26 protein-coding genes and 1 tRNA gene are annotated in these 25,191 nt (G+C 31.8%); 13 read left to right on the forward strand and 14 right to left on the reverse strand.

Annotation, left to right across the window (positions count from 1 at the left end; translation table 11 throughout):
• Positions 1–101: 101 nt before the first annotated feature.
• Positions 102–611 (reverse strand): serine protease inhibitor ecotin, encoded by a 510-nt coding sequence (eco, locus tag GFV00_RS03005; protein ID WP_160557276.1) that lies wholly within the window; start codon positions 609–611, stop codon positions 102–104.
• Positions 612–1,031: 420 nt separating this feature from the next.
• Here eco and GFV00_RS03010 point away from each other — a divergent pair, with 420 nt between their 5' ends.
• From GFV00_RS03010 to GFV00_RS03035, 6 genes are all read left to right on the forward strand, one after another.
• Positions 1,032–1,460 (forward strand): hypothetical protein, encoded by a 429-nt coding sequence (locus GFV00_RS03010; protein WP_160557275.1) that lies wholly within the window; start codon positions 1,032–1,034, stop codon positions 1,458–1,460.
• A gap of 403 nt (positions 1,461–1,863) precedes the next feature.
• Entirely contained in the window at positions 1,864–4,314 is a 2,451-nt protein-coding gene (locus tag GFV00_RS03015; RefSeq protein WP_160557312.1) for a thiamine pyrophosphate-dependent enzyme, read from the forward strand.
• 7 nt (positions 4,315–4,321) lie between these two features.
• On the forward strand, positions 4,322–5,401 hold the full coding sequence (locus tag GFV00_RS03020; protein ID WP_160557274.1) for a DNA replication/repair protein RecF: 1,080 nt from the start codon (positions 4,322–4,324) through the stop codon (positions 5,399–5,401).
• Between the two features lie 25 nt (positions 5,402–5,426).
• Positions 5,427–5,720, forward strand: coding sequence for a DUF721 domain-containing protein (locus GFV00_RS03025; protein WP_160557273.1), 294 nt, complete (start codon positions 5,427–5,429; stop codon positions 5,718–5,720).
• Positions 5,721–6,084: 364 nt separating this feature from the next.
• Positions 6,085–8,559, forward strand: a complete 2,475-nt coding sequence (locus GFV00_RS03030) for a M1 family aminopeptidase (RefSeq protein WP_160557272.1) — start codon at positions 6,085–6,087, stop codon at positions 8,557–8,559.
• A gap of 91 nt (positions 8,560–8,650) precedes the next feature.
• Positions 8,651–9,142: a dihydrofolate reductase gene (locus GFV00_RS03035; protein WP_160557271.1), complete on the forward strand. Its 492-nt coding sequence runs from the start codon at positions 8,651–8,653 to the stop codon at positions 9,140–9,142.
• Position 9,143: 1 nt separating this feature from the next.
• On the opposite strand, the gene GFV00_RS03040 is transcribed toward GFV00_RS03035, so the two are convergent.
• From GFV00_RS03040 to pdxS, 10 genes are all read right to left on the reverse strand, one after another.
• Positions 9,144–9,740, reverse strand: coding sequence for a hypothetical protein (locus GFV00_RS03040; RefSeq protein WP_160557270.1), 597 nt, complete (start codon positions 9,738–9,740; stop codon positions 9,144–9,146).
• Positions 9,741–9,802: 62 nt separating this feature from the next.
• Positions 9,803–10,105 (reverse strand): CD225/dispanin family protein, encoded by a 303-nt coding sequence (locus tag GFV00_RS03045; protein ID WP_160557269.1) that lies wholly within the window; start codon positions 10,103–10,105, stop codon positions 9,803–9,805.
• A 96-nt stretch (positions 10,106–10,201) separates the two neighbouring features.
• Positions 10,202–11,173: a Gfo/Idh/MocA family protein gene (locus GFV00_RS03050; RefSeq protein ID WP_160557268.1), complete on the reverse strand. Its 972-nt coding sequence runs from the start codon at positions 11,171–11,173 to the stop codon at positions 10,202–10,204.
• Between the two features lie 551 nt (positions 11,174–11,724).
• Positions 11,725–12,483, reverse strand: coding sequence for a carboxymuconolactone decarboxylase family protein (locus GFV00_RS03055; protein WP_160557267.1), 759 nt, complete (start codon positions 12,481–12,483; stop codon positions 11,725–11,727).
• A 35-nt stretch (positions 12,484–12,518) separates the two neighbouring features.
• Positions 12,519–13,376, reverse strand: a complete 858-nt coding sequence (locus GFV00_RS03060; protein ID WP_160557266.1) for an aldo/keto reductase — start codon at positions 13,374–13,376, stop codon at positions 12,519–12,521.
• A 37-nt stretch (positions 13,377–13,413) separates the two neighbouring features.
• The gene (locus GFV00_RS03065) at positions 13,414–13,851 is read right to left on the reverse strand and encodes a cupin domain-containing protein (RefSeq protein WP_160557265.1); all 438 of its coding nucleotides are present in this window, start codon (positions 13,849–13,851) and stop codon (positions 13,414–13,416) included.
• A gap of 281 nt (positions 13,852–14,132) precedes the next feature.
• Complete coding sequence (locus tag GFV00_RS03070; protein ID WP_160543345.1) at positions 14,133–14,867, reverse strand: SDR family oxidoreductase; 735 nt, start codon at positions 14,865–14,867, stop codon at positions 14,133–14,135.
• 112 nt (positions 14,868–14,979) lie between these two features.
• A complete protein-coding gene (locus tag GFV00_RS03075; RefSeq protein WP_160557264.1) occupies positions 14,980–15,801 on the reverse strand; it encodes an AraC family transcriptional regulator in 822 nt (273 codons plus the stop codon).
• A gap of 125 nt (positions 15,802–15,926) precedes the next feature.
• Positions 15,927–16,496, reverse strand: a complete 570-nt coding sequence (gene pdxT, locus GFV00_RS03080; RefSeq protein WP_160557263.1) for a pyridoxal 5'-phosphate synthase glutaminase subunit PdxT — start codon at positions 16,494–16,496, stop codon at positions 15,927–15,929.
• 85 nt (positions 16,497–16,581) lie between these two features.
• Positions 16,582–17,457, reverse strand: a complete 876-nt coding sequence (pdxS, locus tag GFV00_RS03085) for a pyridoxal 5'-phosphate synthase lyase subunit PdxS (RefSeq protein WP_160557262.1) — start codon at positions 17,455–17,457, stop codon at positions 16,582–16,584.
• Positions 17,458–17,721: 264 nt separating this feature from the next.
• On the opposite strand from pdxS, the gene GFV00_RS03090 reads away from it, so the two are divergent.
• From GFV00_RS03090 to GFV00_RS03105, 4 genes are all read left to right on the forward strand, one after another.
• On the forward strand, positions 17,722–18,435 hold the full coding sequence (locus GFV00_RS03090) for a TIGR00730 family Rossman fold protein (RefSeq protein ID WP_160557261.1): 714 nt from the start codon (positions 17,722–17,724) through the stop codon (positions 18,433–18,435).
• Between the two features lie 62 nt (positions 18,436–18,497).
• Entirely contained in the window at positions 18,498–18,971 is a 474-nt protein-coding gene (locus GFV00_RS03095) for a DUF6702 family protein (protein WP_146105600.1), read from the forward strand.
• A 58-nt stretch (positions 18,972–19,029) separates the two neighbouring features.
• Positions 19,030–19,506: a lipocalin family protein gene (locus tag GFV00_RS03100; RefSeq protein ID WP_160557260.1), complete on the forward strand. Its 477-nt coding sequence runs from the start codon at positions 19,030–19,032 to the stop codon at positions 19,504–19,506.
• A gap of 30 nt (positions 19,507–19,536) precedes the next feature.
• Positions 19,537–20,214 (forward strand): OmpA family protein, encoded by a 678-nt coding sequence (locus GFV00_RS03105; protein WP_160557259.1) that lies wholly within the window; start codon positions 19,537–19,539, stop codon positions 20,212–20,214.
• Between the two features lie 66 nt (positions 20,215–20,280).
• Here the strand turns inward: GFV00_RS03105 and GFV00_RS03110 are convergent, their stop codons facing one another.
• The 3 genes from GFV00_RS03110 to GFV00_RS09860 form a co-directional block, all read right to left on the reverse strand.
• Entirely contained in the window at positions 20,281–20,628 is a 348-nt protein-coding gene (locus GFV00_RS03110; protein WP_160557258.1) for a hypothetical protein, read from the reverse strand.
• A gap of 146 nt (positions 20,629–20,774) precedes the next feature.
• A tRNA-Leu gene (locus GFV00_RS03115) sits at positions 20,775–20,857 on the reverse strand.
• Between the two features lie 124 nt (positions 20,858–20,981).
• Positions 20,982–21,848 (reverse strand): AraC family transcriptional regulator, encoded by an 867-nt coding sequence (locus tag GFV00_RS09860; RefSeq protein WP_160557257.1) that lies wholly within the window; start codon positions 21,846–21,848, stop codon positions 20,982–20,984.
• 120 nt (positions 21,849–21,968) lie between these two features.
• Between GFV00_RS09860 and GFV00_RS03125 the strand changes: the two genes are divergently transcribed.
• The 3 genes from GFV00_RS03125 (at position 21,969) to GFV00_RS03135 (ending at position 25,163) form a co-directional block, all read left to right on the forward strand.
• The gene (locus tag GFV00_RS03125; RefSeq protein ID WP_306434001.1) at positions 21,969–23,108 is read left to right on the forward strand and encodes an acyltransferase; all 1,140 of its coding nucleotides are present in this window, start codon (positions 21,969–21,971) and stop codon (positions 23,106–23,108) included.
• A gap of 125 nt (positions 23,109–23,233) precedes the next feature.
• Positions 23,234–24,076 carry an AraC family transcriptional regulator gene (locus GFV00_RS03130; RefSeq protein ID WP_160557256.1) on the forward strand — a complete coding sequence of 281 codons (843 nt, stop codon included), beginning with the start codon at positions 23,234–23,236 and terminating at the stop codon, positions 24,074–24,076.
• Between the two features lie 178 nt (positions 24,077–24,254).
• Positions 24,255–25,163, forward strand: a complete 909-nt coding sequence (locus tag GFV00_RS03135; protein ID WP_221411016.1) for a nuclear transport factor 2 family protein — start codon at positions 24,255–24,257, stop codon at positions 25,161–25,163.
• The last annotated feature ends 28 nt before the right edge of the window (positions 25,164–25,191 follow it).

A 25,191-nucleotide genomic window follows, 5' to 3' on the forward strand; every position in this document is an offset into this window, starting at 1 on the left:
TTACCAATAATTTTCAACTAAAGATATTTAAAAGTTAAACTTTTATATAGTAAGGAATTCTTTTCAAATTGAAAAGAATTCCTTTTTTCTAGCCCTATTAATTATTTAACTGATGCTGTTTTTTCTTTTCCGGCTTCCCAAACTTTGTATTTGACAATATATCCTTTTGGGGTATAAATTACTATGGGAAGTTTACTGTTATATGTAATAATGATAGATTCAGAAGAAATAAATTTTTCTTTTTTTACTATCTGTGGACAAGCCATTCGTGTAGAAATAGTCTTTCCTTCTGAAGAAAACTCATAAAAGCTATATCCCCACCCCTCTAACTCTTTTTCTTCTGTTTTCCCTAGTAAAGTATGTTTATTGCAATCCACTTTCATTATTTTTCCGGGAATAAGTTCTACTTTATAAAATTCTTCATTATTTTTCTTATCTAAAATAATCACATGACGCATCATGCCGGGTTTTGCCTCTGGAAAATGTACTAATTCTTTTCCGGGATCATTTTTTACTTTTTTTTGATGCATTGATTCTCCACTTATTTGGGTAAAAGATACTAAAATACTGCCTAAAATAATTCCTGTTAAAATTTTTTTAATTGTTTTCATTATATTACTTTTCAATTTTTTGTTTTATTCTTATAGATGTTTTTCTTACTATTTTTCCATAAAAAATTTTAAATTTTTTTTTTATATATTATCTAATTAAAATTTAAGCACTTTATACTTATATAAAATAGTATTCAATCGTATATACAATAAAAAAATGTAGCCTCAAGTACTATTTCAATCTACAATTTTAAATGAAGTTTTTAGAAAATATTTTTATAGTAAATTTATTAAATACTAATTTTTGGTTGCTTTCTCAAAATTAGATATTTTTATTTCTGTTATATTAAAATTCAATCATTTTAAAACCTCTAAAATTTTTAGATTCCTTCAATATATCTGCTTTATTATTTCATGATTTCTTAGTATTTTTACTTTGTTGGATTTAAATTATATTTCCTCTTTATAAAATTTTATGTAATGAAAAGATTATCTTTATTAGTACTTTTCGAAGCGATAGTATCCGTTTCCATTGGCATATTAATGTCTAAAATGTCTTGGATCGGTCGAATGGGAATTAATTTATTTCGAGGTGAATATAAAATATTAAAAATATGGTGGAAAACCGCTCTTATTGTTTTTATTATTTTACTCATGCTAATGCTTGTTCAATACCTCATCAAGCGTATATGCCATTTGACGGTCTCTCGGCTTTTCTTTTTTTTATTTTTATTACTCGGTTGTTTGGGACTTGCCTATACATATCATGATTTTTCTACAGTTTATGAACATAAAATCATGAAAGAACGTTTTCACTTAGGTGGTTATTTATTTTGGATCGGTTGGATTGCTTCTAATTTATATTTTCTTGTAACTCCCTATCAAAAATCAGTTCAAGTCAGCGAATAATAATATTTATAAATGACTAACTATTCTTCCTAATATTTAACGATTATATTAAATATTTTAATCCACTAATTATTTCGTTTGAAAATTATATACTTAGGCTACAGAAATTTAACTTTACATTGCCTAAATGTTTTATTTTATTTGATTGCTATTTTTTTATTTAAAATGATTTGTGAGATAGCTATTTTGCGAAAATATGTATGTAATAAAATCTCTCCATGATCCTAAAATAAAACCATTTCATTCCATTTATTTTTATAAATACTTGAAATTATATCTGTTAAAAGGCAAGTAATTTTATAACTTAAACTTTTAAATACATTGCTTTTTTCAATAGGTTTAGGTTCGAATAAAATCTGTAACTTTGTTTCTGCTAAAAATATTTATAGGAGTGATTAAAGATATAAATTCTACTATCTCAGATGCTAATTTAAGCTTCCAGGAATTTAAAAAAGAAGTATTAAATGATTATAGATTGTGCTTAATCAGCCGTTATTCCAGTTTATTGGCAAGAAAGGAAGTTCTTTCGGGAAAAGCAAAATTTGCCATTTTAGGAGACGGAAAAGAACTTCCGCAAATAGCCATGTCTAAAGTTTTTAAGAATGGAGATTTTCGTTCCGGGTATTATCGCGATCAAACCCTAGCATTTGCAGTAGGTGAAATTACTATTGAAAATTATTTTGCACAGTTATATGCTGATACCGATGACCAAAGAGAACCGGAATCAGGGGGCAGAATGATGAATTGTCACTATGCCACTCATTTAATTGATGAAGAAGGTAATTGGAAAGTTCTTACGGATCAAAAAAATAATGCTGCAGATTTATCACCCACAGCCGGACAAATTCCACGTTTATTCGGATTAGCTTACGCTTCTAAAATTTACAGAAATTGTCCCGGACTTGAAGATAAAATACAATTTTCCCATCAAGGCAATGAAATAGCCTTTGGTACTATCGGGGATGCGAGTACATCAGAAGGACATTTTTGGGAAGCATTAAATGCTTCTTGTGCTTTGCAAATCCCTATGGTTCTTTCCATCTGGGATGACGGTTATGGCATCTCCGTTGAATCGTCTAAACAGAGAGCCAAAGACGATTTTTCTGAGCTTTTGGAAGGATTTAAAAGAACCAAGGAAAAAAATTCCAGAGGATGTGAAATCATTACGGCGCGTGGATGGGATTATGCCGAATTAATTGAATCCTATGCGCGTGCAGAAAAAATAGCCCGTGAAAAACATATCCCCGTTATTATACACGTAAGTGAACTTACTCAACCTCAAGGACATTCCAGTTCGGGGTCTCATGAAAGATATAAATCTGCTGAACGTTTGGAATGGGAAAAAGAACACGATTGTATTAAGAAATTCAGAGAATGGATCATTGATTATGAAGCGTACGACCAAACGAACAATCAAAAAATACAAGTTGCAACCGAAGAAGAATTATTGAGTTTAGAAAAAGAAATTAAACAATTGGTTAAGGAACATCAAAAAAATGAATGGAATAAATTCCGTACAGATATGGATGCTCTAAGTAATCAAACGGTTTCTTTAATATCCGCCCTAGCTGATGAAAGTGTTAAAAAGGCTTTTATAAATTTGGAAAAAGAAAACTTTCAACAGCTGTCTTTGCCTTATAAAAAAGATATTTTCCATTTTATACGTAAAGTTCTTCGAATAGTCAGAGAAGAAAATACACAGGCCAAAACGAATTTGCTTACTTGGTATAATCAAATTTCTGATAATGAAAGCCTTAATTACAATTCCAAATTATATACAGATACCCGATATTCAGCACTTCATGTTCCGTATATTGCCCCTGTTTATGGTGAAAATCCGGAATCAGTGGATGGAAGAATAGTAATTAGAGACAATTTTGATAAACTTTTTGAAAAATATCCTGAAATAATAGCCTTTGGTGAAGATGTAGGAAAGATTGGCGATGTGAATCAAGGATTTGAAGGATTGCAAGATAAATACGGATCCTACCGAATATCCGATACCGGAATACGAGAAAGTACCATTATAGGTCAAGGATTGGGAATGGCTATGAGAGGACTGCGTCCTATTGCTGAAATTCAATATCTGGATTATGTGTTGTATGGTATTCAAACTTTAAGCGATGATCTGGCTTCTTTAAGTTATCGTACGAAAGGAAGGCAAAAAGCTCCGTTAATTATCCGTACTCGAGGACACAGATTAGAAGGCATTTGGCATTCGGGATCTCCTATGGGCGGAATCATTAATTATATACGGGGTATTTATGTTTTGGTTCCCAGAAATTTTGTGCAGGCAGCCGGATTTTACAACACCATGCTACAAGCTGATGAACCGTGCCTGATTATTGAATGTTTAAACGGTTACCGACTGAAAGAAAACTTGCCGATTAATTTAGGTGAATTTACAACTCCGGTCGGAAAGATTGAAATTACCCGAGAAGGTAAAGATATCACTGTGGTGACTTATGGAGCAACATGGAAAATTGTTTCAGAAGCTGCCAAAGAATTACAGACATTAGGCATAGATATTGAAATTATTGATATTCAATCTTTAATACCGTTTGACCTAAGCCATGAAATTGTGGAAAGTCTTAAAAAAACCAACCGTTTGGTTATTGCTGATGAAGACGTTTCCGGAGGGGCAAGTTCGTATATTTTGCAAAAAATAATTGAAGAACAAAACGGTTTTCAATATTTGGACTCAGCTCCTAAAACTATCACGGCTAAGGATCATCGACCGGCTTACGGTTCTGACGGAGATTATTTTTCAAAACCTTCTGTGGATGATGTGGTTGAAAAAATATATGAGGTTATGCATGAAGTAAATCCCACCGAATATCCGAAAATAAGTTAACCCGTACATGTATCTTAAAAATCTTAGATTATTTAATTTTAAAAACTTTTCTGAAAAAAATTTCACTTTTTCCGAAAAAATAAATTGTTTTGTAGGAAATAACGGAGTTGGAAAAACGAATGTATTAGACGCAATTCATTATCTTTCATTGACTAAAAGTTACTTAAATTATTCTGATCAAAACAATATACGTTTTCATGAAAACTTTTTTTCGGTGGAGGGCAATTTTTCGGATGAAAAAACAGAAGATTCGATCAGGATTGTAGTTCAAGCGGGACAAAAAAAAGTTATTAAAAGGAATTCTAAGACGTACGAAAAGCTTTCCGATCATATTGGTAAATATCCTTGTGTGATGATTTCTCCCTATGATCGAAACTTAATTAGTGAAGGCAGTGAGTTTAGACGAAAATTTATGGATGGAATGATCAGTCAAATTAACCCTGATTATCTCCATCTGATTCTTAGGTATCAAAAAGCTCTAGCCCAAAGAAATGCTTTATTGAAATTGTTTTCAACGAACAATTATTTTGATGCCATCAGCTTAGAAATGTATGATTCTGAATTGATTGAACACGGAACAAAAATATATCAAATCAGAAAAGAATTTATCTCGTCTTATGTGCCTAAATTTTGTAGTTTTTACTCTGCACTTTCCCAAGGTGAAGAAGATGTAACCATTGACTATACATCGGATTTAGAACAAAAAGAATTAGGCAGTCTCTTAAAAGAAAATTTAGACAAAGATCGAGCTGCTGCTTATACTACTCGAGGGATACACAAAGATGACCTCATTTTTAAATTATTTCAATACCCTATAAAAAAATTTGGATCTCAAGGGCAACAAAAATCTTTTTTAGTTGCATTAAAATTAGCACAGTTACAAAATATCAAAGAATATTCGTCTAAAAGTCCGGTTTTATTAATGGATGACATATTCGATAAATTGGATGATCATCGAGTGGCGCAATTGGTAAAATTGGCTCATGAAGAACAATTTGGACAAATATTTCTTTCCGATACGCATAAAGACCGAACGGAAAAAATAGTCCGACAAATCAGCTCGGATTATCTGATTTTTGAACTGTAATTTTCTAACCAACAATCCTATATATATGAGTCTTAGAAGAAAAGAGCAAACGAGCAATTCTGCCATTAAAAACCTCATAAAAAAATTAGGAATGGAAGAAAAACTTCTTATTCTTGAAATGGAAGAAAAATGGAGAACGATGATGGGTAACCCTATCGCTAAGCATACTCAACGAATTTTTATAGACAATGAAACTTTATACATACAACTGGACTCGTCTGCTTTACGACATGAGTTAAATTACAGTCAAAACAAAATTCTTGCTGAATTAACTAAAGATTGTTCACAAACCTTTTTTACTAAAATTAAATTTATCTAGTCTTTTTATCTTACTTTTTAACTATAACAAGCATCTATACAAACTTTTTAATTTTTAAAAAGTAAGATTATGAGGGATCTTTATTTAAAAATTAACAAGTGGATAGTAGTTATTGTAGAAAATCTTAAAGTTCCAACCTTCACTTTTTTTAAGAACATATAAAATTTCGCCAACGTACTTAATTGATAAGTATTAATACTTTCTTAACTTAACTTATTAAGATAATTAGTTAAATTAGCCGATAGTATTTTTTATCATACTTATAAAACTCCTTTAATGGGATAGAAACATAGGGTTCGAATAAAAATTCAGATTTTTCTTACTGTATGTTTTCTTAATATATAATTAATTTAAATAAATTTTAATGAAAAAAGGTATTATTATTCTGATTTCCATTCTAACCATTGGTTATACTAGAGCTCAGGATTATTCAACGTATCATCCTTCTGCTACTATGGTTAATGATTTAGTTCATACGAAGCTTAAAGTGGGTTTTGACATTCCCAACGAAAAGCTATTCGGTGAAGCCTGGATAACTTTAAAACCTCACTTCTACCCTACCGACTCTTTGACTTTAGATGCAAAAGGTATGGAAATTTCCTCGCTAACTTTGAATGGAACTAAAGCATTAAAGTATACGTATACTAACGATCAGTTAAAAATAAAATTAGACAAAAGTTACACTAAAAACGAAAATTACACGGTTTACATTAAATACGTAGCCATTCCCGGTTCTATTAAACAAAAAGGAAGTGAAGCAATTCAAGATGCCAAAGGTTTGTATTTTATTAATCCGCGAGGAGAAAACAAAGACAAGCCCACACAAATTTGGACACAAGGTGAAACTGAATCCAACAGTTGTTGGTTTCCGACTATAGATAAACCAAATCAGAAAACTTCAGAAGAAATATATATTACGGTTCCTGATAAATACGTGACTTTATCCAATGGAACTTTAAAAAATCAAACCAAAAATGCTGACGGTACTCGTACCGATTATTGGAAATTTGATAAAAAACATGCCCCTTATTTATTTTTTATGGGTATTGGAGAATTTTCTATTGTTAAAGACAAATGGAAAAATATACCGGTAGACTATTATGTAGATAAAGAATATGAGCCCTATGCAAAGCAAATTTTTGGAGATACTCCTTCGATGATTGAATATTTTTCAACCCTGTTACAATATCCGTATCCGTGGGAAAAATACAGTCAAATGGTGGCAAGAGATTATATAAGCGGTGCCATGGAAAATACCACTTGTACGCTTCATGAGGAAAGTGCCTTACAAAAACCCGGACAGCTTGTAGATAAAAACATCTGGGAACCGGTTATCGCCCACGAATTATTTCATCATTGGTTTGGAGATTTGGCTACTACGGAAAGTTGGTCTAACCTTCCGGTAAATGAATCCTTTGCCAATTATTCGGAATATTTATGGCTGGAACATAAATACGGAAAAGATAATGCGGAAGAACACAGGGATAATGAAAGAGACGGGTATATGTTTGGTGGTGAAAATTTTGACAAGGATTTAATCCGCTTTAAATATAAAGATCGTGAAGATATGATGGATGCCGTTAGTTATAATAAAGGGGGATTAATTTTACATATGTTGAGAAATTATTTGGGCGATGATGCATTTTTTGCCGGTATGAGCTTATATCTTAAAAACAATGAATATAAGGCAACCGAAGCCCACCAACTCCGTTTGGCATGGGAAGAAGTTAGCGGGAAAGATCTTAACTGGTTTTTCAACCAATGGTTTTTTGGCAATGGACATCCTAAGTTAAAAGCAGCCTATGCATACAATGAAGCTAAAAAAACCGTAACTGTAACATTAACTCAAAGTCAAGAACCGAAATTTCAGTTTCCTTTGGATATTGATGTTTATGAAAACGGAAAACCTACCAGGCATCATGTTTGGGCAAAAGCTGCCGAAACTAATTCTTTTGAGCTTCCTTATAAATCTAAACCTCAATTGGTAAATATAAATCCTGATAAAATTCTACTTTGCGAGTTAAATGACGATAAAACTACTGAACAATATATAATTCAATATAAATATGCTCCTGAATACAGTTCAAGAAAAGAAGCTGTAAGTAAATTAGCGGATGCTCAAACTTCAAATGCTGAAGCGTTGGAAACATTATTGAAAGCGGCTTCTTCTGATAAATTTGAAGGATTGCGAACATTTGCCATTTCAAAATTGGATGAAACTAATCCAACGGTTAAGCAAAAGTCGGCATCAGTACTGGAAAAAATAGCAACTTCAGACTCAAAGACACTGGTTCAGGCTAAAGCTATTAAACAGTTAGCCTCAATTGATGCTTCAAAATATAAGGACTTATTTATAAAATCTTTTAATAGTCCCTCCTACAGTGTGAAAGCGGCCTCTATACTTGGAGTTTTAAAAGTGGATAAAAACGCGGCATCTGAGTTGGTTTCCAAAATAGATGACAAAAACCCGGGTAGTGATTTATCCCTAGCTATTGCCAAAACAGCAATTGTAACAAAAGATAATTCTAAATTATCCGTTATTTCAAAAAATTTCCTGAATCTTTTACTTTCGGCTGAGTCTCAAGATGAAGCAGACACTTATTTTGAAGGTCTGCAAACTATTATGATGGGAGATTATCCTAATGAAACACAAACTGTTGTTGATTCTATTTTAAAAATTTACCCGCAAGCTAAAAAATACAGCTTTGGTGAAGTGATGCTTCAAATTATGCAAGGTTCTTTACAAATGAAACAACAGGCTTCGAATGCATCACCTCTTAATAAAAGTCTTAAAGATCAAATAAACTATATTACCAACGGATTGAATAAAATGAAATAAACAACCATTTTAAAGTTGCATGAAAAAAGAGTAAAGATTTCATCTTTACTCTTTTTTTTATATATTTAAATTTCATTTAACATCCATTTACATGACAATTATTGCAGCTCTAGATGAAAATAATGCGATAGGAAATAACAATCAATTACTTTGGCATCTTCCCTTGGATTTAAAAAGATTTAAATCACTCACACAAAATCATGTGATCCTTATGGGTAGGAAGACTTTTGAATCGTTAGGACGGCCTCTTCCCAATCGTCAAAATATGGTAATATCTTATAAAGCAGATTACCAGGTTCCGGATAACGTATATTTGTTTTCTTCTTTACCTGAAGCCATCGAAGTTGCACGTAGTAAAGATTCCAATCCGTATATTATTGGAGGAGGAACGATCTATTCACAAGCTTTAAAATATGCCGATACGTTAGAACTTACATTAGTACATACACAAATAGATAAGGCCGATACTTATTTTCCTGAAATTGACTTTTCAGAATGGAATAAAACTTTTGATGAATTTCATCCAAAAGATGATAAACACCTGTATGATTTCCGCTTTGTAACTTACCAAAGGAAAATATAAGTTATTTACTTTTAGTAACTATCCAACCTTTATCTTTTTTATAATTTAAATTAAACGTTTTTACTATAAAATCGGTATGAGGATTTTTATCATATCCCAATATGGAAAAGTTATTAGCTACCTTTTTAAGGGTAAGTACAGCTTTAGCTGTTTTTTTACCGGTCAATTCGATTCGAGCTTGTTCTTTGTCTCCTAATTGATATTCCAAAGATTTTACTTCAACTGTTTCTTTTTTTTGTTTTAGCACAAAAGGACGAGCTTTTTCGGTAAGCTTCACTTCATAGGTAAAGACACTGTCTTTACTGAGAAATTTCTTTTTTTGTTTAACCAAATTCAGATTTACATATCCTTTCTCTTCTAATTCTTTATAGGCCTTAAGGTCGTTTTTATCTTTTTTAAGACTAAATTTAACTTCACCTATGTTTATTTCCACTGTTTCAAAAATGGGATTGGATTTTAAATAGGCTTCAATTGAATTTAAAGCGACATCTTCTGATAAGCTTGCTTTATCTCCACAAGCCGTAAAACTCAAACTTATTATAAAAAGGAAAGCAGCTTTCCATAATAAATTTTTTAAATTAATATACGTGGTATTCATACTGATTCTAACAATAAAATGAATAATCAATCAAAAATCATGCATTTCACAGTTTGCTTATGTCAATGTTGGAATTTTTGTCCAAAGATATTATAAATAGCCCCTGATAAGATACCTAGCCAAAAGACTATACCCGCAATAATTGTCCAAATACAAAGAATGCGTGTAATGATGGATGATCTTCTTGCTTTATCATACATTTTTTGTTCCCAATATTGATTAACTCGTAAAGAATAAAATAAGGCAAATATACCCACCGGGGCAAAACAAGCCACAGTACAAATAATAGCAAATGCCAGATAGTTATCCGGAGCATCCTCTTTTAAAACTTCATCCTCTTCTTGGTCTACGGTTTCATTACTCATAACCTATTAATTTTGGCATATAGAATAATCATGTAAAAAAAATTTAGTCCTCCCTTTTCTATGGCCAAAATTTTTTCATTCAAATTAATTCTAATTCTATTTTTTACCTTCTATTTGTCTCATCACTTCCAAAGCTACATGTAAAGCCTCTCTACCTTGCATTAAAGTTACCTTGATCGGTAGTTTATTTTCAATGGAATCAGCTAAAGATTCTAATTCATCCAAAATAGAATTATTGCTTTCAATTTCAGGATATTGAAATATAATTTGTTTTTTTTCGCCTTCTGCATTTTCTATAATCATATCAAAAGGTTGTATTTTTTCCGGTACTTCCTTGATTCTTATGATTTCGGATTTTTTCTCTAAAAAATCTATTGAAATGTAGGCATCTTTCTGGAAAAACCTACTTTTCCTCATATTTTTCATGGAAATTCTGCTGGTTGTAACATTGGCTACACATCCATTTTCAAATTCAATCCGAGCATTGGCAATATCCGGTGTATTGCTGACCACAGCAACTCCGCTGGCATGAATCTCTTTTACTTTTGATTCAACTATGGATAAAACAATATCTAAGTCATGGATCATTAAGTCTAATACTACCGGAACATCTGTACCCCTCGGATTAAACTCAGCCAAGCGATGTATCTCCAAAAACATGGGATTTACTATATAGGGTTTAGCCGCTGTGAAAGCTGGATTAAAACGTTCCACGTGTCCAACTTGCCCCTGAATATTATGTTCTTGAGCTAACCGAATTATTTCATCTGCTTCTTGTAATGTACCCGCGATAGGCTTTTCAATAAAAAAATGCTTACCTGCTTGTATGGCTTTTTTAGCATATTCAAAATGTGCAAAAGTGGGTGTTACTATATCCAATAAATCAATCTGATGTAATAATTCATCAAAATTTGTAAAAAATTTATATCCAAATTCTTTCTCTAATTTTTTCCCGTTTTCTTCATCACTATCGTAAAAACCAATTAGATTATATTTTTCAGATTGTTGTAATAATTTTAAATGTATTTTTCCTAAATGTCCGGCTCCGACTAAACCTGCTTTTAGCATAATATCTTAGTATTAAATTATCTATTTTTTTTCCAACATTATTTACGGATAACTTATTAAATCAATTCATCAGATGAAAGGTAAAAATCCGTTATATTAATTTACAATAGTAAAATTGATACATCGTTGTTGTTTAATTTCAACAATCTATTTTTTATAGTTTCCTATTGGAAAATTAAATGATGGAACAACTACAATTATTTTAAAGTTTTTAGTTAAAAAAACTTAGCTGTACTTGTATTCTTTATCATATTTACTTAACAAATGTAGTGTATTTTAATGATAGAATCGACCATTATTTGTAAATCAAAGACTAATTATCTAAAAAAATCGGAAATAATTTTTTATGAAAAAACAGGTGAGTAAACAGGCGATTATATTAATAGATTCATCATGCAACTTAATTTATCTTTATTGAACGTTATTCGGCATTTTAACTATTAATTACTATTGATTGACTATAACCTTTCTAAGATGTAAGCAAAAGTGCCGGAAAATCAATTTTATTTAATCGTTTTTAATAAGCTTTTAAAAATCTTTAAAAAAAGATATTATTGCCATTTCTCAGGCAAATCCCTGATGATTTTCAATGCATTAATTGCAAGCGGAAATCCAATATAAGGCAATGTCTGAATGATAGCTGCTACAATCAGTTCTTTATTATTGCCATGTTTAAGATTTGCAAAGTAATGAAAAGTAAGTTGATCTTCCGCTCCCAGTGAAACTAACACGCAATAACTTAATAACTCACGTATGGCAAGGTCAAGTCCTTTTCTTGTATAAAAATCTCCAAAATAAACTTCAGTAAGAAATTTGGCAACCTCTTCACCCATACCATCCGGCAAAGCAGACATTAACTCTTTCATATGATTTCCATATAGAGGAATCTGAATTTTTTGTCCTTCTTCGAATCTGGTTTCCTCTTGTACGGTACTTTGTTTTTCTAAAGGGAGAGAGATATTATTTTCGGTAAAAGCTTCATTCATACTAGCAATAGCATTTAGAGTTTTTGGAAAACCAATAATCGGAGCACATTGATAAATAGCTTCTCTTAATTCTATCGGTGTTACCTGAACGTTCAATGCGGCATGTACATGAGATTTTAATTGAGGCAATTGCTGCAACGAGGCAAGAACTACACAAGTTATCAATTCTCGGGTTTTTATACTTAATTTTCCAACCGTAAAAACTTGACCAAAAATTAATTTTTGAAGAATTTCCATCATTTCGGGATCATTGCCTTCGCCATTTAAGGCATTTCCTTTAAACAGCTTTTTAAAGTTATCTTTACAAATCTCTGTTCTATTCATATGATTGATTTTTACTTATCAATTGTCTTAAGTTCTTAGGATAGATGATGTTTCTTTTTAAAATCTAAAATAAATCGTACGGTTTCATGGTCGTTATGTGAAAAGAACAAGGATTTTTCTTGATCTAAAGATTCTAACGAATGGATATCTTCTTCTGAAAGTTTAAAATTAAAAACATTAAAATTTTCAATCATGCGTTCTTTATGTGTAGATTTTGGAATTACAATTACCTGTTGTTGTATTAAAAATCTGAGTGCAATTTGAGCGGGTGTTTTATTGTATTTTTTACTTATAGAAACTAAAGTTTCATTCGTAAAGAAATTATTTTTTCCTTCTGCGAACGGACCCCAGGATTCAATTTGAGTGCCGTATTCTTTCATTACTTCTTTAGCTATTTTCTGTTGATTGAAAATATGGGTTTCAACCTGATTTACTGCCGGTTTTATTTCTACATGTTCGCAAAGGTCTACCAATCTATCCGGATAAAAATTACTTACCCCGATAGCTTTTGCTTTTCCCGATTTGTACATTTCTTCCAGGGCTCGATACGTACCGTAATAATCTCCAAAAGGTTGATGTATTAATAAAAGGTCCACATATTCAGTTTGCAATTTTTTCAATGATTCTTCAAATGATTTTTTAGCTCTTTCATATCCTGCATTTGAAACCCAAATTTTTGTGGTTATAAAAAATTTTGAGCGATCTATATTACTGGATTTTACCGCCTTACCCACTTCTTCCTCGTTATAATAGGCTTGTGCTGTATCTATGGAGCGATACCCCACCTCTATGGCTTCTGAAACCACTCGTTCGCAATCTTGAGGGGGTATTTGATAAACTCCAAACCCTAAGATTGGCATTTCATTTCCATTGTTTAATTTAATATAATCCATTTGAATATGATTTTTTATTTATATATAAAGTTGTTATTTATTTCAGATTAATTGCTTGTTCAGAGGTTGTATGATAGTCTTCGTCTGATACCGGCTCCAACCAAGTATTTTCATTGGTTTGAGGATTACAGGTAATAGCTAAATGAGAAAACCAATCATCAGGTGCTGCACCGTGCCAATGCTTAACGTTAGAGTCTATTTCAATAACATCTCCCGGTTTCATTCGTATGGCTTTTTTGCCTTCTTCCTGATATAATCCAACCCCACCTACAGCAATTAGTATTTGACCCCCGGAGTGCGTATGCCAATGGTTTCTACAACCGGGTTCAAATGTAACGTTGAATAAGGGAACATTTAATTCCTTATGGTTGGTAAGAGGTTGCAGCCATGATTTTCCGGAAAAATATTGTTCATATTCTTTATTTTCATTTCCAATTGGAAATTCACTGATTTTAGGTATTTCTGAATTATTCATTTGTTAACTAGTTATTTTGTTTAAATATTAATTTATTGGCTTATTCGGTGAAATCAATCATGCTTGTATTTCATTTAGCGTGTAGAAATTAGTAGGTTTTAATTTGGATAATGAACTACTATAATTCTTTTATATAGAACTAATTATCCGACAAATGATTAACTAAAAAATAATTTTTATTTAAATTTTAGAAAATTTGCAATAAACTAAAATCTTTTGTCGGATAAATAGTTTTAAAAATTAAATTTTTATATTTCTCTGTAATTTTTTATTACAATAAATTAGAGAGATTGCTTAGTAGGACGAACAATAACTTCACTTACAGATACATGTTGTGGAGTATTTATCGCATAAACTACTGCTTCTGCTATATCTTCCGGATTCAAACCGTAACCCTCTGTATCCTGCATTTTGCGTTGATCTTCTAATAATTTTTCATCTTTCATTGTTTTGTACAGGTCTGTACGAACAGCACCCGGAGAAACCATGGATGATTTTATGTTATTTTCTCTCTGCTCTTGACGTAGCCCTTCCATTACGGCACGGATAGCTGATTTAGTAGCACAATATACTACAGACCCCGGATATACATAATGTCCTGCAACGGAATCGGTAGTGATGATATGACCGGATTTTTGTTTTACAAAATGAGGAAGAACCGCGGCTATTCCATGTAAAACGCCCAATACATTTACATGAAGCATATCATGCCAATCTTGAAGTTTACAATCTATAAGATAGGATGAAGGCATGGTTCCGGCATTATTGTAGATAACATCTATTTTTCCAAACTTGCTTATAGCTAAATCTACTACCGCTTTCACTTCTTCGAATTTGGCAACATCGGCTACTTTATACTCAATTTGAGCATTTGGAAGAGAATCTTTAATTGCTTTTAATTTTTCTTCTCTTCTGGCAGAAATAACCAATTTAGCTCCCCTTTCGGCAATTTTCCTTACGGTAGCTTCACCAATTCCACTGGAAGCACCCATCACAACTATTACTTTTTCTTTCATAACTTTTTAAATTAAGATTTTTTAAGTTTATAGTCATTTATAAACAAAGTTAATGCCAGTTCAATATTGGGCTTTTGTCGGGAAGATCAATTTTTTTTGTTCTGAGGAACGGTCACAGTTCTTCCGAAGGAGAAAATCCGTATAATTTTTTAAAAGCTGTATAAAAATGAGATATGTTTTTAAAACCTACTTCCCAACAAACATCTTTTACTTTCCACTTTTTTCTGTCTTTCAGCATTTCAAAGGCAACTTCGAGTCGTTTACGTATTAACCATTTTTGGGGAGGTATATCGCTGATTTTTGCAAAGTCTCGTTTGAAAGTTGCTAAACTTCTTCCGGTATAAGCAGCTATTTCATTCATGGAAAGGTCATACATATAATTTTCATTGAGAAAATCAAGAATGTCGATTTTCCAAGGTTCTGTAAAATCGAAAAGTATCGAATAAAAATTCTTATTGATGTTTAACAATGCTAGTACGGCTTCTTGTTCTTTTAATTTAATGATTTCATCAGAAGGTTGTAGCGTTGTGTCGAAATAGGGATTTAAGGATTGAAAAAGACTTACAATTTCAGGACGTAAAGGTAAAGTAAAAACATTTTCTTTGGGGAGACTAACCTCTTCGGGTTTCTCTTTACTTACCTTTGTATAATAAAAATCTCTTAAAAATGAACGTTTCAACGTCATGGTTATTCCTTTATATTGCTGATCGCCGGAATAAAATTTAGTCATTTTTATATTATGATTTCTCCGTACAAATGCACAAGTTCCTGCTTTTAATACTTTTTCTTTTTTTCCTTTTTCTTCAATGATTAATTTCCCTGAATATATATAGATCAAACAGTGGTCTTGAGCGGAATGTACACAACTGGTATTGTTATTGGCATAATAGGTTAGAAAAATTCCTGAATAATTTATAGTTTTCGAAGTGTCCATAATTGGATATTCATTTTAAGACAGACAAGATAAGAATTTTCTTATGTATTAGTTATTAGTTATCTTAATTTAATTCATACAATTATTGATCAATCTTAAGCCATAAGATAAATAAGATTAATTTATCATTTCTTTTTACATAATTCTTCTATAAAATAATGATGAACTTTAGCAGAATCCGTTAATTCCGGATGAAAAGATGTAACTAGCATGTTTTTTTCTTGAGCTGCAACTATGTGACCGTTCACACGGGATAAAATTTTAACATTTTCTCCTACTTCTGTTATATAGGGAGCTCGTATAAATGTCATGGGAATAGCACCGATTCCTTCAAAATTTTCTTCTATTGAAAAGCTGCCCAACTGACGGCCATATGCATTTCTTTTTGCGGTAATATCCATAACTCCCAGATGTACCGTAACTTCTTCCACCCGTTTAGCCAGTAAAATTAATCCGGCACACGTTCCGAATACCGGTAATCCTGTTTGTATTTTGTTTCTGATTATCTCGAGTAAGTCTAAATCTCTCAAAAGTTTACCAATGGCGGTACTCTCCCCTCCCGGAATGATTAATCCATCCATAGATTCATCCATGTCTTTTTTCTGCCTTATTTCAAAGGTTTCTACCTTTAGTTCTCGTAGTTTCCAAATATGCTCTATAAATGCTCCTTGTACTGCTAATACCCCTATTTTCATAATACTCTATTTTTAGAATTAAAAAAGTCATTTGGAAAGTTTACACTTTTCAAATGACCTTATATTCATTTGTTTTATAAAAAAATTATTTTCCTCTTTCAGCCATTAGTAATTCAATTTCTGCTTCATTTATTACAACCATCGCTTCTCCTAAGTCTTCAGATACTTCCAATAAAATAGTTGGATCATTAAAATTAGTAACTGCTTTAACAATGGCCTGAGCTCTCTTTATCGGATCACCGGATTTGAAAATACCTGATCCAACAAAAACTCCTTCTGCTCCCAATTGCATCATTAATGCCGCATCGGCAGGAGTTGCCACACCTCCGGCCGCAAAATTAACTACCGGTAATTTTCCGTTTTCGTGTACGTATTTTACTAATTCATAAGGCACTCGAAGATCCTTTGCCTCATTGAAAAGTTCATCTTCCTGCATACCTTGTATCTTACGTATGGCTTCATTCATTGCGCGTAAATGTCTTACGGCTTGAACTACATCACCGGTTCCCGGTTCACCTTTGGAGCGAATCATGGATGCCCCTTCTTGGATTCTTCGCAGGGCTTCACCTAAATTTTTAGCCCCGCATACAAAAGGAACTTTAAATTTGGTTTTATTTACATGATAGGTATCATCGGCGGGTGTTAAAACTTCGCTTTCATCAATATAATCGATTTCTAAAGCTTCCAGTATTTGTGCTTCCACAAAATGTCCGATTCTGATTTTAGCCATAACCGGTATACTTACTGCCGATTGAATTCCTTTAATCATTTTGGGGTCACTCATCCGCGAAACACCTCCTACAGCGCGTATATCTGCAGGAATCCTCTCCAAGGCCATTACTGCAACAGCTCCTGCTGCTTCAGCTATTTCTGCTTGTTCCGGAGTGGAAACATCCATAATGACTCCTCCTTTAAGCATTTGCGCTAAATTTTTATTTAATTCGTATCTGTTATTTTCCATACTCAAATTTTATCTTAATTATACGTACAAAAATAGCATAATATACGGTTACATTCCCTAAGTTTCCTTTTTTATTTTCTACCCTTTTTTTTCAAGAAATTGATATATTATTTTCTTATTTAAAAAAATCTCAAATATTTTGCTAAAAAAATTGATACTTCCTCGTGAAAATAGTAAAATTTTAATAAAATGATTAACAATTTTATGACGCAGAAATCGTAATAAACAGTAATTTTGCTGTACATGTAATTAAAATATTAAAAAATGCATAATTCAGAAAATAAAGAGTTTATAGCTCAAAATTTTAATCAAAAAAATTGGAATGAAATAAAAACGCGGGACAGTTGGATGCTTTTTAAACTTATGGCTGAGTTTACCAATGGTTTTGAAACAATGACTAAAATAGGCCCTTGTGTATCCATATTCGGTTCTGCTCGAACTAATCCTGATAATAAATATTACCAATTAACGGAAGAAATTTCATATAAGCTTACTAAAATAGGTTTTGGTATTATTACGGGAGGAGGACCCGGAATTATGGAAGCGGGAAATAAAGGAGCACAGGCTGCGGGAGGAAAATCAATTGGTTTAAATATTGAATTACCTTTTGAAACAGGAAGTAATCCGTATGTTGATCATAAATTAAGTATGAATTTCAATTATTTTTTTGTCAGGAAAGTTATGTTTCTCAAATATTCGCAAGGTTTTATTGTTATGCCCGGCGGTTTGGGTACCATGGATGAGCTGTTTGAAGCGTTAACTTTAATTCAAACAAAAAAAACAAGTAAATTCCCGATTGTATTGGTAGGTACGGACTATTGGACCGGATTATTGGAATGGATGCGAAAGTCTATGCTTGAAGATAATTATATTAAGGAAATTGATTTTAGTTTGTTCCGACTTGTTGATACTGCTGATGAAGCTGTAGGACACATCCATGCTTTTTATAATAAATACAGTATTAAACAAAATTTTTAAAACTATTTGGCATTAAATTTGTTTGCAGTTGCAGAATGAGTGATAATATAATTCAACCTATAATGAAAAAGTTTATTCTTTTTTTTGTTTTATCTTTTATATGTTTAGGTTTCTATAATTTTTATTCTTCGGATTTTTTTACTTCGATAACTAAAGTGGAATATGTTTCCAGCAGCAAAACATTAAAAGTTTCTTCAAAAGTTAACCTTGAACATATTGAACAAACCATTGGTAAAAAAGTAAATTCCAACGATTTTGATATTGCACTTAATAAATATCTTCAAAATAACGTTAAAATAAGTATAGATGATACTCCCGTGAATTTTACTTTTTCTTCTAAAAATCCGGATGGAAATGTAGTTTGGATTTATTATGAGGTATCGGGTATCAATTCGGTTTCATCAATCACTATTAAGAATTCTTTGTTATTGGATAAATTTCCTGATCAGCAGAATTTTATAAATTTTATTGTCAATGGACAAAAGAAATCTTTAGTGTGTAAAAAAGGTTCTGAAAGCGGAAAGCTAACGTTTTAATCGTTTGATTTAACTACGTTTTTTAAATGATAATTATAAATTAAAATAAATTTCTTTTATGAAAAAATTAATGATTTTAGGAATTTTGAGCATGTTTATTTTTTATTCTTGCTCTTCTTCAAATTCTGTTGCTCTGGACAGATCTTCTCAAAGAGATGTAAGAGGTACATGGAATCTTGACCGCGTTTCATATTCTGAAAACATGGTAAAGGTTAAAGCTTTTGATGAATATGATGCTCAGTGTTTAAAAAACAGTGTGTGGAATTTTATCGCTAATAATAACAGAGGTAATTTTACTTTGCAGGGAGGCAATACTTGTCCAGCTTTAACTCAAAACTTTACTTGGTATATCGACAAACAAAATATGTTTGTTTTAAAATTGCTTAATGAAGGTGATAAAGCTAGAAAAGTAACTACAGGAACTACGTATTTATATGAAATTCTTTCTGAAAATGAATTTAAATTAAGTCAAGTTATCAGCGGGGTTACTATTACTTATCATTTCAGTAAATTATCATCCGGTAAATTAAAATAATAACTTGAAATACACTATATAATTATAATTATGAAATCAATATTTACAAGATTAACTTTAATCTTATTATCTGTTAGCATTCTAATGTCTTGTAACACCAATGATACCCAAAAAGGTGCCGGATTAGGAGCTGTTGCAGGAGGTGTTTTAGGTGCTGTAATTGGAAATAATGTAGGTAATAAAAACAATGCTGCTTTAGGAGCCGTTATCGGTGCTGCCGTGGGTGGAACTACCGGAGGTTTAATTGGACACAAAATGGATCAACAAGCACGTCAAATACAGGAAAGTGTACCGGGTGCTTCTGTTGAACGTGTAGGGGAAGGAATTAAAGTTGTACTTAATGAAAATGCTATTCGTTTTGATTTTGATAAAGCTACTTTAACTCCAACTGCTCAACAAAATTTAGATAAAATTGTATCTGTTTTTAAACAATATCCGGATACTAATATTGGTATTTTCGGATATACTGACGCAAAAGGTGCAGATCAATATAATTTAAACTTATCTGAAAACAGAGCAAAAAGTGTTGCTAATTATTTATCCAGTAACGGTATCAGCTCCGGCCGATTTACCATTAAAGGTTTTGGTAAAGCGGATCCAATTGGAGATAACAGCACTGAAGCCGGTAGAGCTTTAAATAGAAGAGTTGAGTTTTCTATTACTGCCAACGAAAAAATGATTCGTGATGCAAAAGCTGAATCCAACTAATTAATATATTTTATACTTTATATAATTTTGAATAGAAAGACAGACGAAAGTTTGTCTTTTTTTATTTTAAATATCCAGTAATTTTTCATCCATGAAATATTGGATGATCGCTTTTTTCATAAGCAAAGTTTGCTCATTAGGCTTCAAATCGGGCAGCTTTTCAATTAATTTATAATGCGGCCAGTTATCTTTATCATATCCATCGAGTTTATAATATCCGAAAGGTTCCAATAACCTGCATACGGCTATATGTATCAGGTTCATTTTTTCGTCTTTTTTGTACTTTTTATATCCTAGTCCTAATTCTTGCAAACCAATTAAAAATATCATCGTATTTAAATCGGGAATATCCTCATGTGCAAACTTCTCTTTGAAAAATTGTTCAATTTTACTCCAAAGTTGGGCCTCGTTCATTTTCAAGTCAAATTTTTATTTACGTAAATTTATAATAAAATTTAATATTTGTTTACAATTGTTGTAACTATGCTATGGATGGGGATATTAAAAATTAAGTTATTTAGCTATTTATTGTAAAAAGGAGTTATTATTTAGAAGAAAAGTACTCACGACCGGATTCGAACCGGCACATCCTATGGACACCACCCCCTCAAGATGGCGTGTCTACCAATTCCACCACGTGAGTTTAAAAGTTGTTTATTTTTAGCTTTGCAAATATACTAATATTAGTATTTCAACTCTAAGGTAATTTTAAATTTTTCCACACTTAGATAAGCAATTTTTTTATAGTGTAATCTTTCGACAGTTACTTACCTTCCCGTTTGAAAAAATCTTTTTCGATATTCATTGGGTGTGCAATTTTTAATTTTCTTAAAAATTCTATTGTAATAAGGCACATCCTTGAAACCTGAATAATAACATACTTCTGCAATGGTCATATTGGTTTTTTGAATCATTTGACAGGAAGATTCCACCCTAAATTCATTTAAGTAAGTCATCAAAGATTTACCCATCATCTTTTTAAAGAAAATACAAAAAGACGATTTATTCATATTCACTAATTGGGACATTTCTTCTAAAGTGATGGTATTTTGATAATTGTTCATTATATAGAGTTGTATTTTTTGCAACCGAAGGATTTGTTTATCTTCCTCTATTCGGTTACCTGCTAATATTCTATGATCGGAATTACCTAGTAATGTTAATATTTGAATGAAAGATGAAATCCTTTCAATTTCCGATTGATTAATCATCTGTTTCAAAATATTTTGAAGTTTCGCCAGATGAGCTCCTATAAATGAAACTGCTTGTTTATAATTTTGTATTTTTTGGATGTATGGGTGCAATTCGCTAAAAGTTAATTTACAATTATCAAGAAATCGATCAGAAAATGTAAGGGTAATGTTCTCAATCTTACCTTCTGCATTATAATCGGATTCTTCAAAAAGCCAACAATGAGGGATATGAGGGGGGATAAGAACGATTTCGTTGCATTGAAAGGGTTCGAGCCGATCCCCCATTTTTCTGGTTCCACTGCCGGTTATTATGTAGGATAATTCCCATGTTTTTTGTTCATGGAAAGTTACCTGTTCATTCCAATATATTTTTACATGATCAAATCGAAAAGATTGATTTCCAAATGTTGGCAAGTGAATGTATTTGATGTTTTTATACACTTACTAATATTACGCATTATTTGTATACAAATATAAGACAATAATAATAGAATATATTTCAATAGTTCAACTAATCATTAGTTTACTTTTGTTATCCAAATAAGAAATCAATATCTTCTAATGATGAAAAATATAACGGATTTAAAAGCTTCCAAGCCACATTATGTAATTCTTGACGGTTTACGAGGAGTTGCTGCTATTATGGTGGTTTTATTCCATGTTCTTGAAATTTATACGGGCGGTGATCATAGCTTACAAATTATAAACCATGGATACTTGGCTGTAGATTTTTTCTTTATGTTATCCGGATTTGTCTTGGGATATGCATACGATGATCGGTGGGGAAGCATGACTTTAAAAGATTTTTTTAAACGCCGTATCATTCGACTTCATCCTATGATTATTGCCGGGATGCTTTTAGGGGCTTTATTATATTATTTCCAGGATGCTCCTTCATTAGGATGGAAAGCTACTTCTGATGTTTCTCTTTTGAAATTAGTTCTATTGATGATTATCGGCATGTTTTTAATTCCTGTCGGAAAAGGCTTAGACATTCGCGGTTGGAATGAAATGTATCCTCTGAACGGTCCTGCCTGGTCTCTATTTCTTGAATATATAGCCAATATCATTTATGCCCTTATTTTACGAAGAATCAGCAAATTAATGCTTTTTATTTTGGTACTTGTTGCTGCCGGAGTTACGATTCAATATGCGTTTACAAATCCGATAGGTGACATCATCGGGGGATGGTCCATTGATGACCCTATTCAGTTAAGAATCGGTTTTACTCGTTTGGCTTTTCCTTTTTTAGCCGGATTATTGTTAGCCAGAATTGGAAAACTTCGTTTTATTAATCATGCATTTTTGATAACTTCTCTTTTGTTGATCATACTTTTATCCGTACCTCATTTAGGCGGTGAAAATAACCTATGGAATCGCTGGTATGAGTGTATATGTTTAATGATTTTCTTTCCTTTGATTATATGGCTGGGCGCAGGAGGAAAAATAAAGGATCCGAAAGCCATGACAGTATGTAAATTTTTGGGAGACATCTCCTACCCTATTTATATTACCCATTTTCCATTTATTAATATTTATATGGCTTACATTGCCAATCATCAACTTTCATTGGAGCAATCATGGCAATATGGATTGCTGGTAGTTTTAATTTCCATCATTGTTGCTTATTTGTCCATGAAATTTTATGATATGCCGATTAGAGAATGGTTACGTAAACGATTTTTAAATTATAAAAAATAATCAATTAGTTTTTCGAAACAGAGATATTTTTTATGCAAAAGCATAAAGAGTATCATAAAAATGTGTATAAAATAATGCGTTGCTTATATGACTTCGATTTTTTTATCTTTGTATAAAATTTTCTTTTGAAATCTTACACCTTTAATGAACTTTTACCTTTTGGTTTTGAAATAAAAAATTTGACTCAGATGAATCAAAGGGCATGTTCTATAACCAGTAAGCCGCATAGAACAAATTTTTATCAAATTATACGGATTACAAGCGGTAAAACAATTCAAAAAGTAGATTTTAGTCCGATTGAACTCAGGGAAGGACAAATATTATTTATCGGCAAAGATCAAGTTTTATCTTTTGATGTGGAATCTACTTATACGGGTGAAATTATTTTGTTTACCGATGATTTTTATATTCGTAATGAATACGAAAGGCGCTTGATTAAGCAATCAGAGCTTTTCAACCCTTTTACAAAAAATTTACCCATTGCAACGCATGAATATTTAGATTCAATTTGGGAATTGATGAAAAAAATCTATTCTCCTGAACAAGATTCTTATATTCCCGATATTTTACATCATTTACTGAGTAGTTTTCTAATTTATTCAAAAAAAATTACTAGTCATTCGTTAAATATTCTTTCTTCTTCGTGTTATTCTGTTACTTTAGAGTTTTCACTCGCAGTAGAAAAAAATTACAAGATCCTGCGAAAAGTAAATGATTATGTCTCCAGTTTGGGTATATCGCCCAAAGCTTTATCAAAAGCTCTTAAAAACACTGTCGGTAAAAGTCCCAAAGAATATATTGATGAACGAATTTTATTAGAAGCAAAAAGACTTTTGGTTTATAGTGAACTCAATATAAAGGAAATTTCTTTTGAACTGGGATTTGACGAACCCACCAATTTCAGCAAATTTTTTAGAAAGTGGGTAGGTATTAGCCCTATCGATTTTAAAAAGCAACACCTTTCTTAAATTTATCAGCTTTGGCATACTTTTTATCATTACACTCATAAAATCCACACTTACCTTTACACGAATAAAATTCTTACAACAGTTGAAAAACAGTAAGTACTCAGGTTTTTATAAACATAAAAAATTAAAAATGCCTATAAGTGAATTGATGAATAATAAATAATTAATTTATAATAATATGAAAAAAATAAGTTATCTAGCAGCGGTAGTCGGAATAGCTTTGTTGGCAGTTTCTTGCAACCAAACTAAAAAAGAACCTGTTGAAGCTACGGATCAAACAAACACTGAAAAGGTAGAAGATCCTACCACAGAAAACAAAGAACCTTCTAATAAAGAAAAAGTTAGGGAGTTACTTTCTTCATTTAGTACAGGAAATGAAGAACCGTTGAAATACATTAATCCGAATAAATATATTCAACACAATTTGGAAGCGGCTGACGGTGTTGAAGGGTTTAAGAGCCTTATGAAAAGTTTATCAGCCTCTAAACCGAGTGTTAACATTGTACGTATGTTGAGTGACGGGGATTATGTTGTTGCCCAAACGGAATATGGGTATAAAACTCCAACCGTTGGATTTGATATTTTCCGTTTTGAAAACGGATTAATTGTAGAACATTGGGACAATTTACAAGCTGAACAACCGAAGAATCCAAGCGGACATACATTGATAGATGGTGATACTACTATCAAAGAAACCGATGAGGCCGGATTGAAAGCAAACAAAGCGTTAGCCGAAGGTTTTGTAACGGATGTATTGATGGGTAAAAATCCTTCCAACTTGGAAAATTATTTTAACGGAAATAATTACATTCAACACCACCCACTCATTGGTGACGGGTTAGACGGATTAAAAGCCGGCTTAGAGAAATTGACTAAAATGGGACTTACTTTCAAATACACTCAAATTCATAAAATCTTAGGAGAAGGAAATTTTGTATTAGTAGTTTCTGAAGGCGTTATGGCCAATAAACCCACTTCATTCTATGATTTATTCAGAATTGAAAATGGCAAAATTGCTGAACATTGGGATATTGTGGAAACCATACCTGCAAATGCTGAACATAAAAATAAAAACGGTAAATTCTAAATTTATTCATTGAGTAAAAAGGATTTTA

Source organism: Apibacter sp. B3935, from assembly GCF_009827705.1.
Taxonomy (GTDB): Bacteria; Bacteroidota; Bacteroidia; order Flavobacteriales; family Weeksellaceae; genus Apibacter.

Excerpts from the sequence above, each read along its gene's own strand:
- GFV00_RS03135 (WP_221411016.1), top strand. The coding sequence starts at position 24,255 with ATGAAAAAAATAAGTTATCTAGCAGCGGTAGTCGGAATAGCTTTGTTG.
- GFV00_RS03020 (WP_160557274.1), top strand. The coding sequence starts at position 4,322 with ATGTATCTTAAAAATCTTAGATTATTTAATTTTAAAAACTTTTCTGAA.
- GFV00_RS03125 (WP_306434001.1), top strand. The coding sequence starts at position 21,969 with ATGATGAAAAATATAACGGATTTAAAAGCTTCCAAGCCACATTATGTA.
- GFV00_RS03065 (WP_160557265.1), bottom strand. The coding sequence starts at position 13,851 with ATGAATAATTCAGAAATACCTAAAATCAGTGAATTTCCAATTGGAAAT.
- GFV00_RS03070 (WP_160543345.1), bottom strand. The coding sequence starts at position 14,867 with ATGAAAGAAAAAGTAATAGTTGTGATGGGTGCTTCCAGTGGAATTGGT.
- GFV00_RS03100 (WP_160557260.1), top strand. The coding sequence starts at position 19,030 with ATGAAAAAATTAATGATTTTAGGAATTTTGAGCATGTTTATTTTTTAT.
- GFV00_RS03050 (WP_160557268.1), bottom strand. The coding sequence starts at position 11,173 with ATGCTAAAAGCAGGTTTAGTCGGAGCCGGACATTTAGGAAAAATACAT.
- GFV00_RS03025 (WP_160557273.1), top strand. The coding sequence starts at position 5,427 with ATGAGTCTTAGAAGAAAAGAGCAAACGAGCAATTCTGCCATTAAAAAC.
- GFV00_RS03090 (WP_160557261.1), top strand. The coding sequence starts at position 17,722 with ATGCATAATTCAGAAAATAAAGAGTTTATAGCTCAAAATTTTAATCAA.
- GFV00_RS03045 (WP_160557269.1), bottom strand. The coding sequence starts at position 10,105 with ATGAGTAATGAAACCGTAGACCAAGAAGAGGATGAAGTTTTAAAAGAG.
- GFV00_RS03105 (WP_160557259.1), top strand. The coding sequence starts at position 19,537 with ATGAAATCAATATTTACAAGATTAACTTTAATCTTATTATCTGTTAGC.
- GFV00_RS03030 (WP_160557272.1), top strand. The coding sequence starts at position 6,085 with ATGAAAAAAGGTATTATTATTCTGATTTCCATTCTAACCATTGGTTAT.
- GFV00_RS03035 (WP_160557271.1), top strand. The coding sequence starts at position 8,651 with ATGACAATTATTGCAGCTCTAGATGAAAATAATGCGATAGGAAATAAC.
- GFV00_RS03010 (WP_160557275.1), top strand. The coding sequence starts at position 1,032 with ATGAAAAGATTATCTTTATTAGTACTTTTCGAAGCGATAGTATCCGTT.
- GFV00_RS03040 (WP_160557270.1), bottom strand. The coding sequence starts at position 9,740 with ATGAATACCACGTATATTAATTTAAAAAATTTATTATGGAAAGCTGCT.
- pdxS (WP_160557262.1), bottom strand. The coding sequence starts at position 17,457 with ATGGAAAATAACAGATACGAATTAAATAAAAATTTAGCGCAAATGCTT.
- GFV00_RS03060 (WP_160557266.1), bottom strand. The coding sequence starts at position 13,376 with ATGGATTATATTAAATTAAACAATGGAAATGAAATGCCAATCTTAGGG.
- GFV00_RS03095 (WP_146105600.1), top strand. The coding sequence starts at position 18,498 with ATGAAAAAGTTTATTCTTTTTTTTGTTTTATCTTTTATATGTTTAGGT.
- pdxT (WP_160557263.1), bottom strand. The coding sequence starts at position 16,496 with ATGAAAATAGGGGTATTAGCAGTACAAGGAGCATTTATAGAGCATATT.
- eco (WP_160557276.1), bottom strand. The coding sequence starts at position 611 with ATGAAAACAATTAAAAAAATTTTAACAGGAATTATTTTAGGCAGTATT.
- GFV00_RS03075 (WP_160557264.1), bottom strand. The coding sequence starts at position 15,801 with ATGGACACTTCGAAAACTATAAATTATTCAGGAATTTTTCTAACCTAT.
- GFV00_RS03055 (WP_160557267.1), bottom strand. The coding sequence starts at position 12,483 with ATGAATAGAACAGAGATTTGTAAAGATAACTTTAAAAAGCTGTTTAAA.
- GFV00_RS03110 (WP_160557258.1), bottom strand. The coding sequence starts at position 20,628 with ATGAACGAGGCCCAACTTTGGAGTAAAATTGAACAATTTTTCAAAGAG.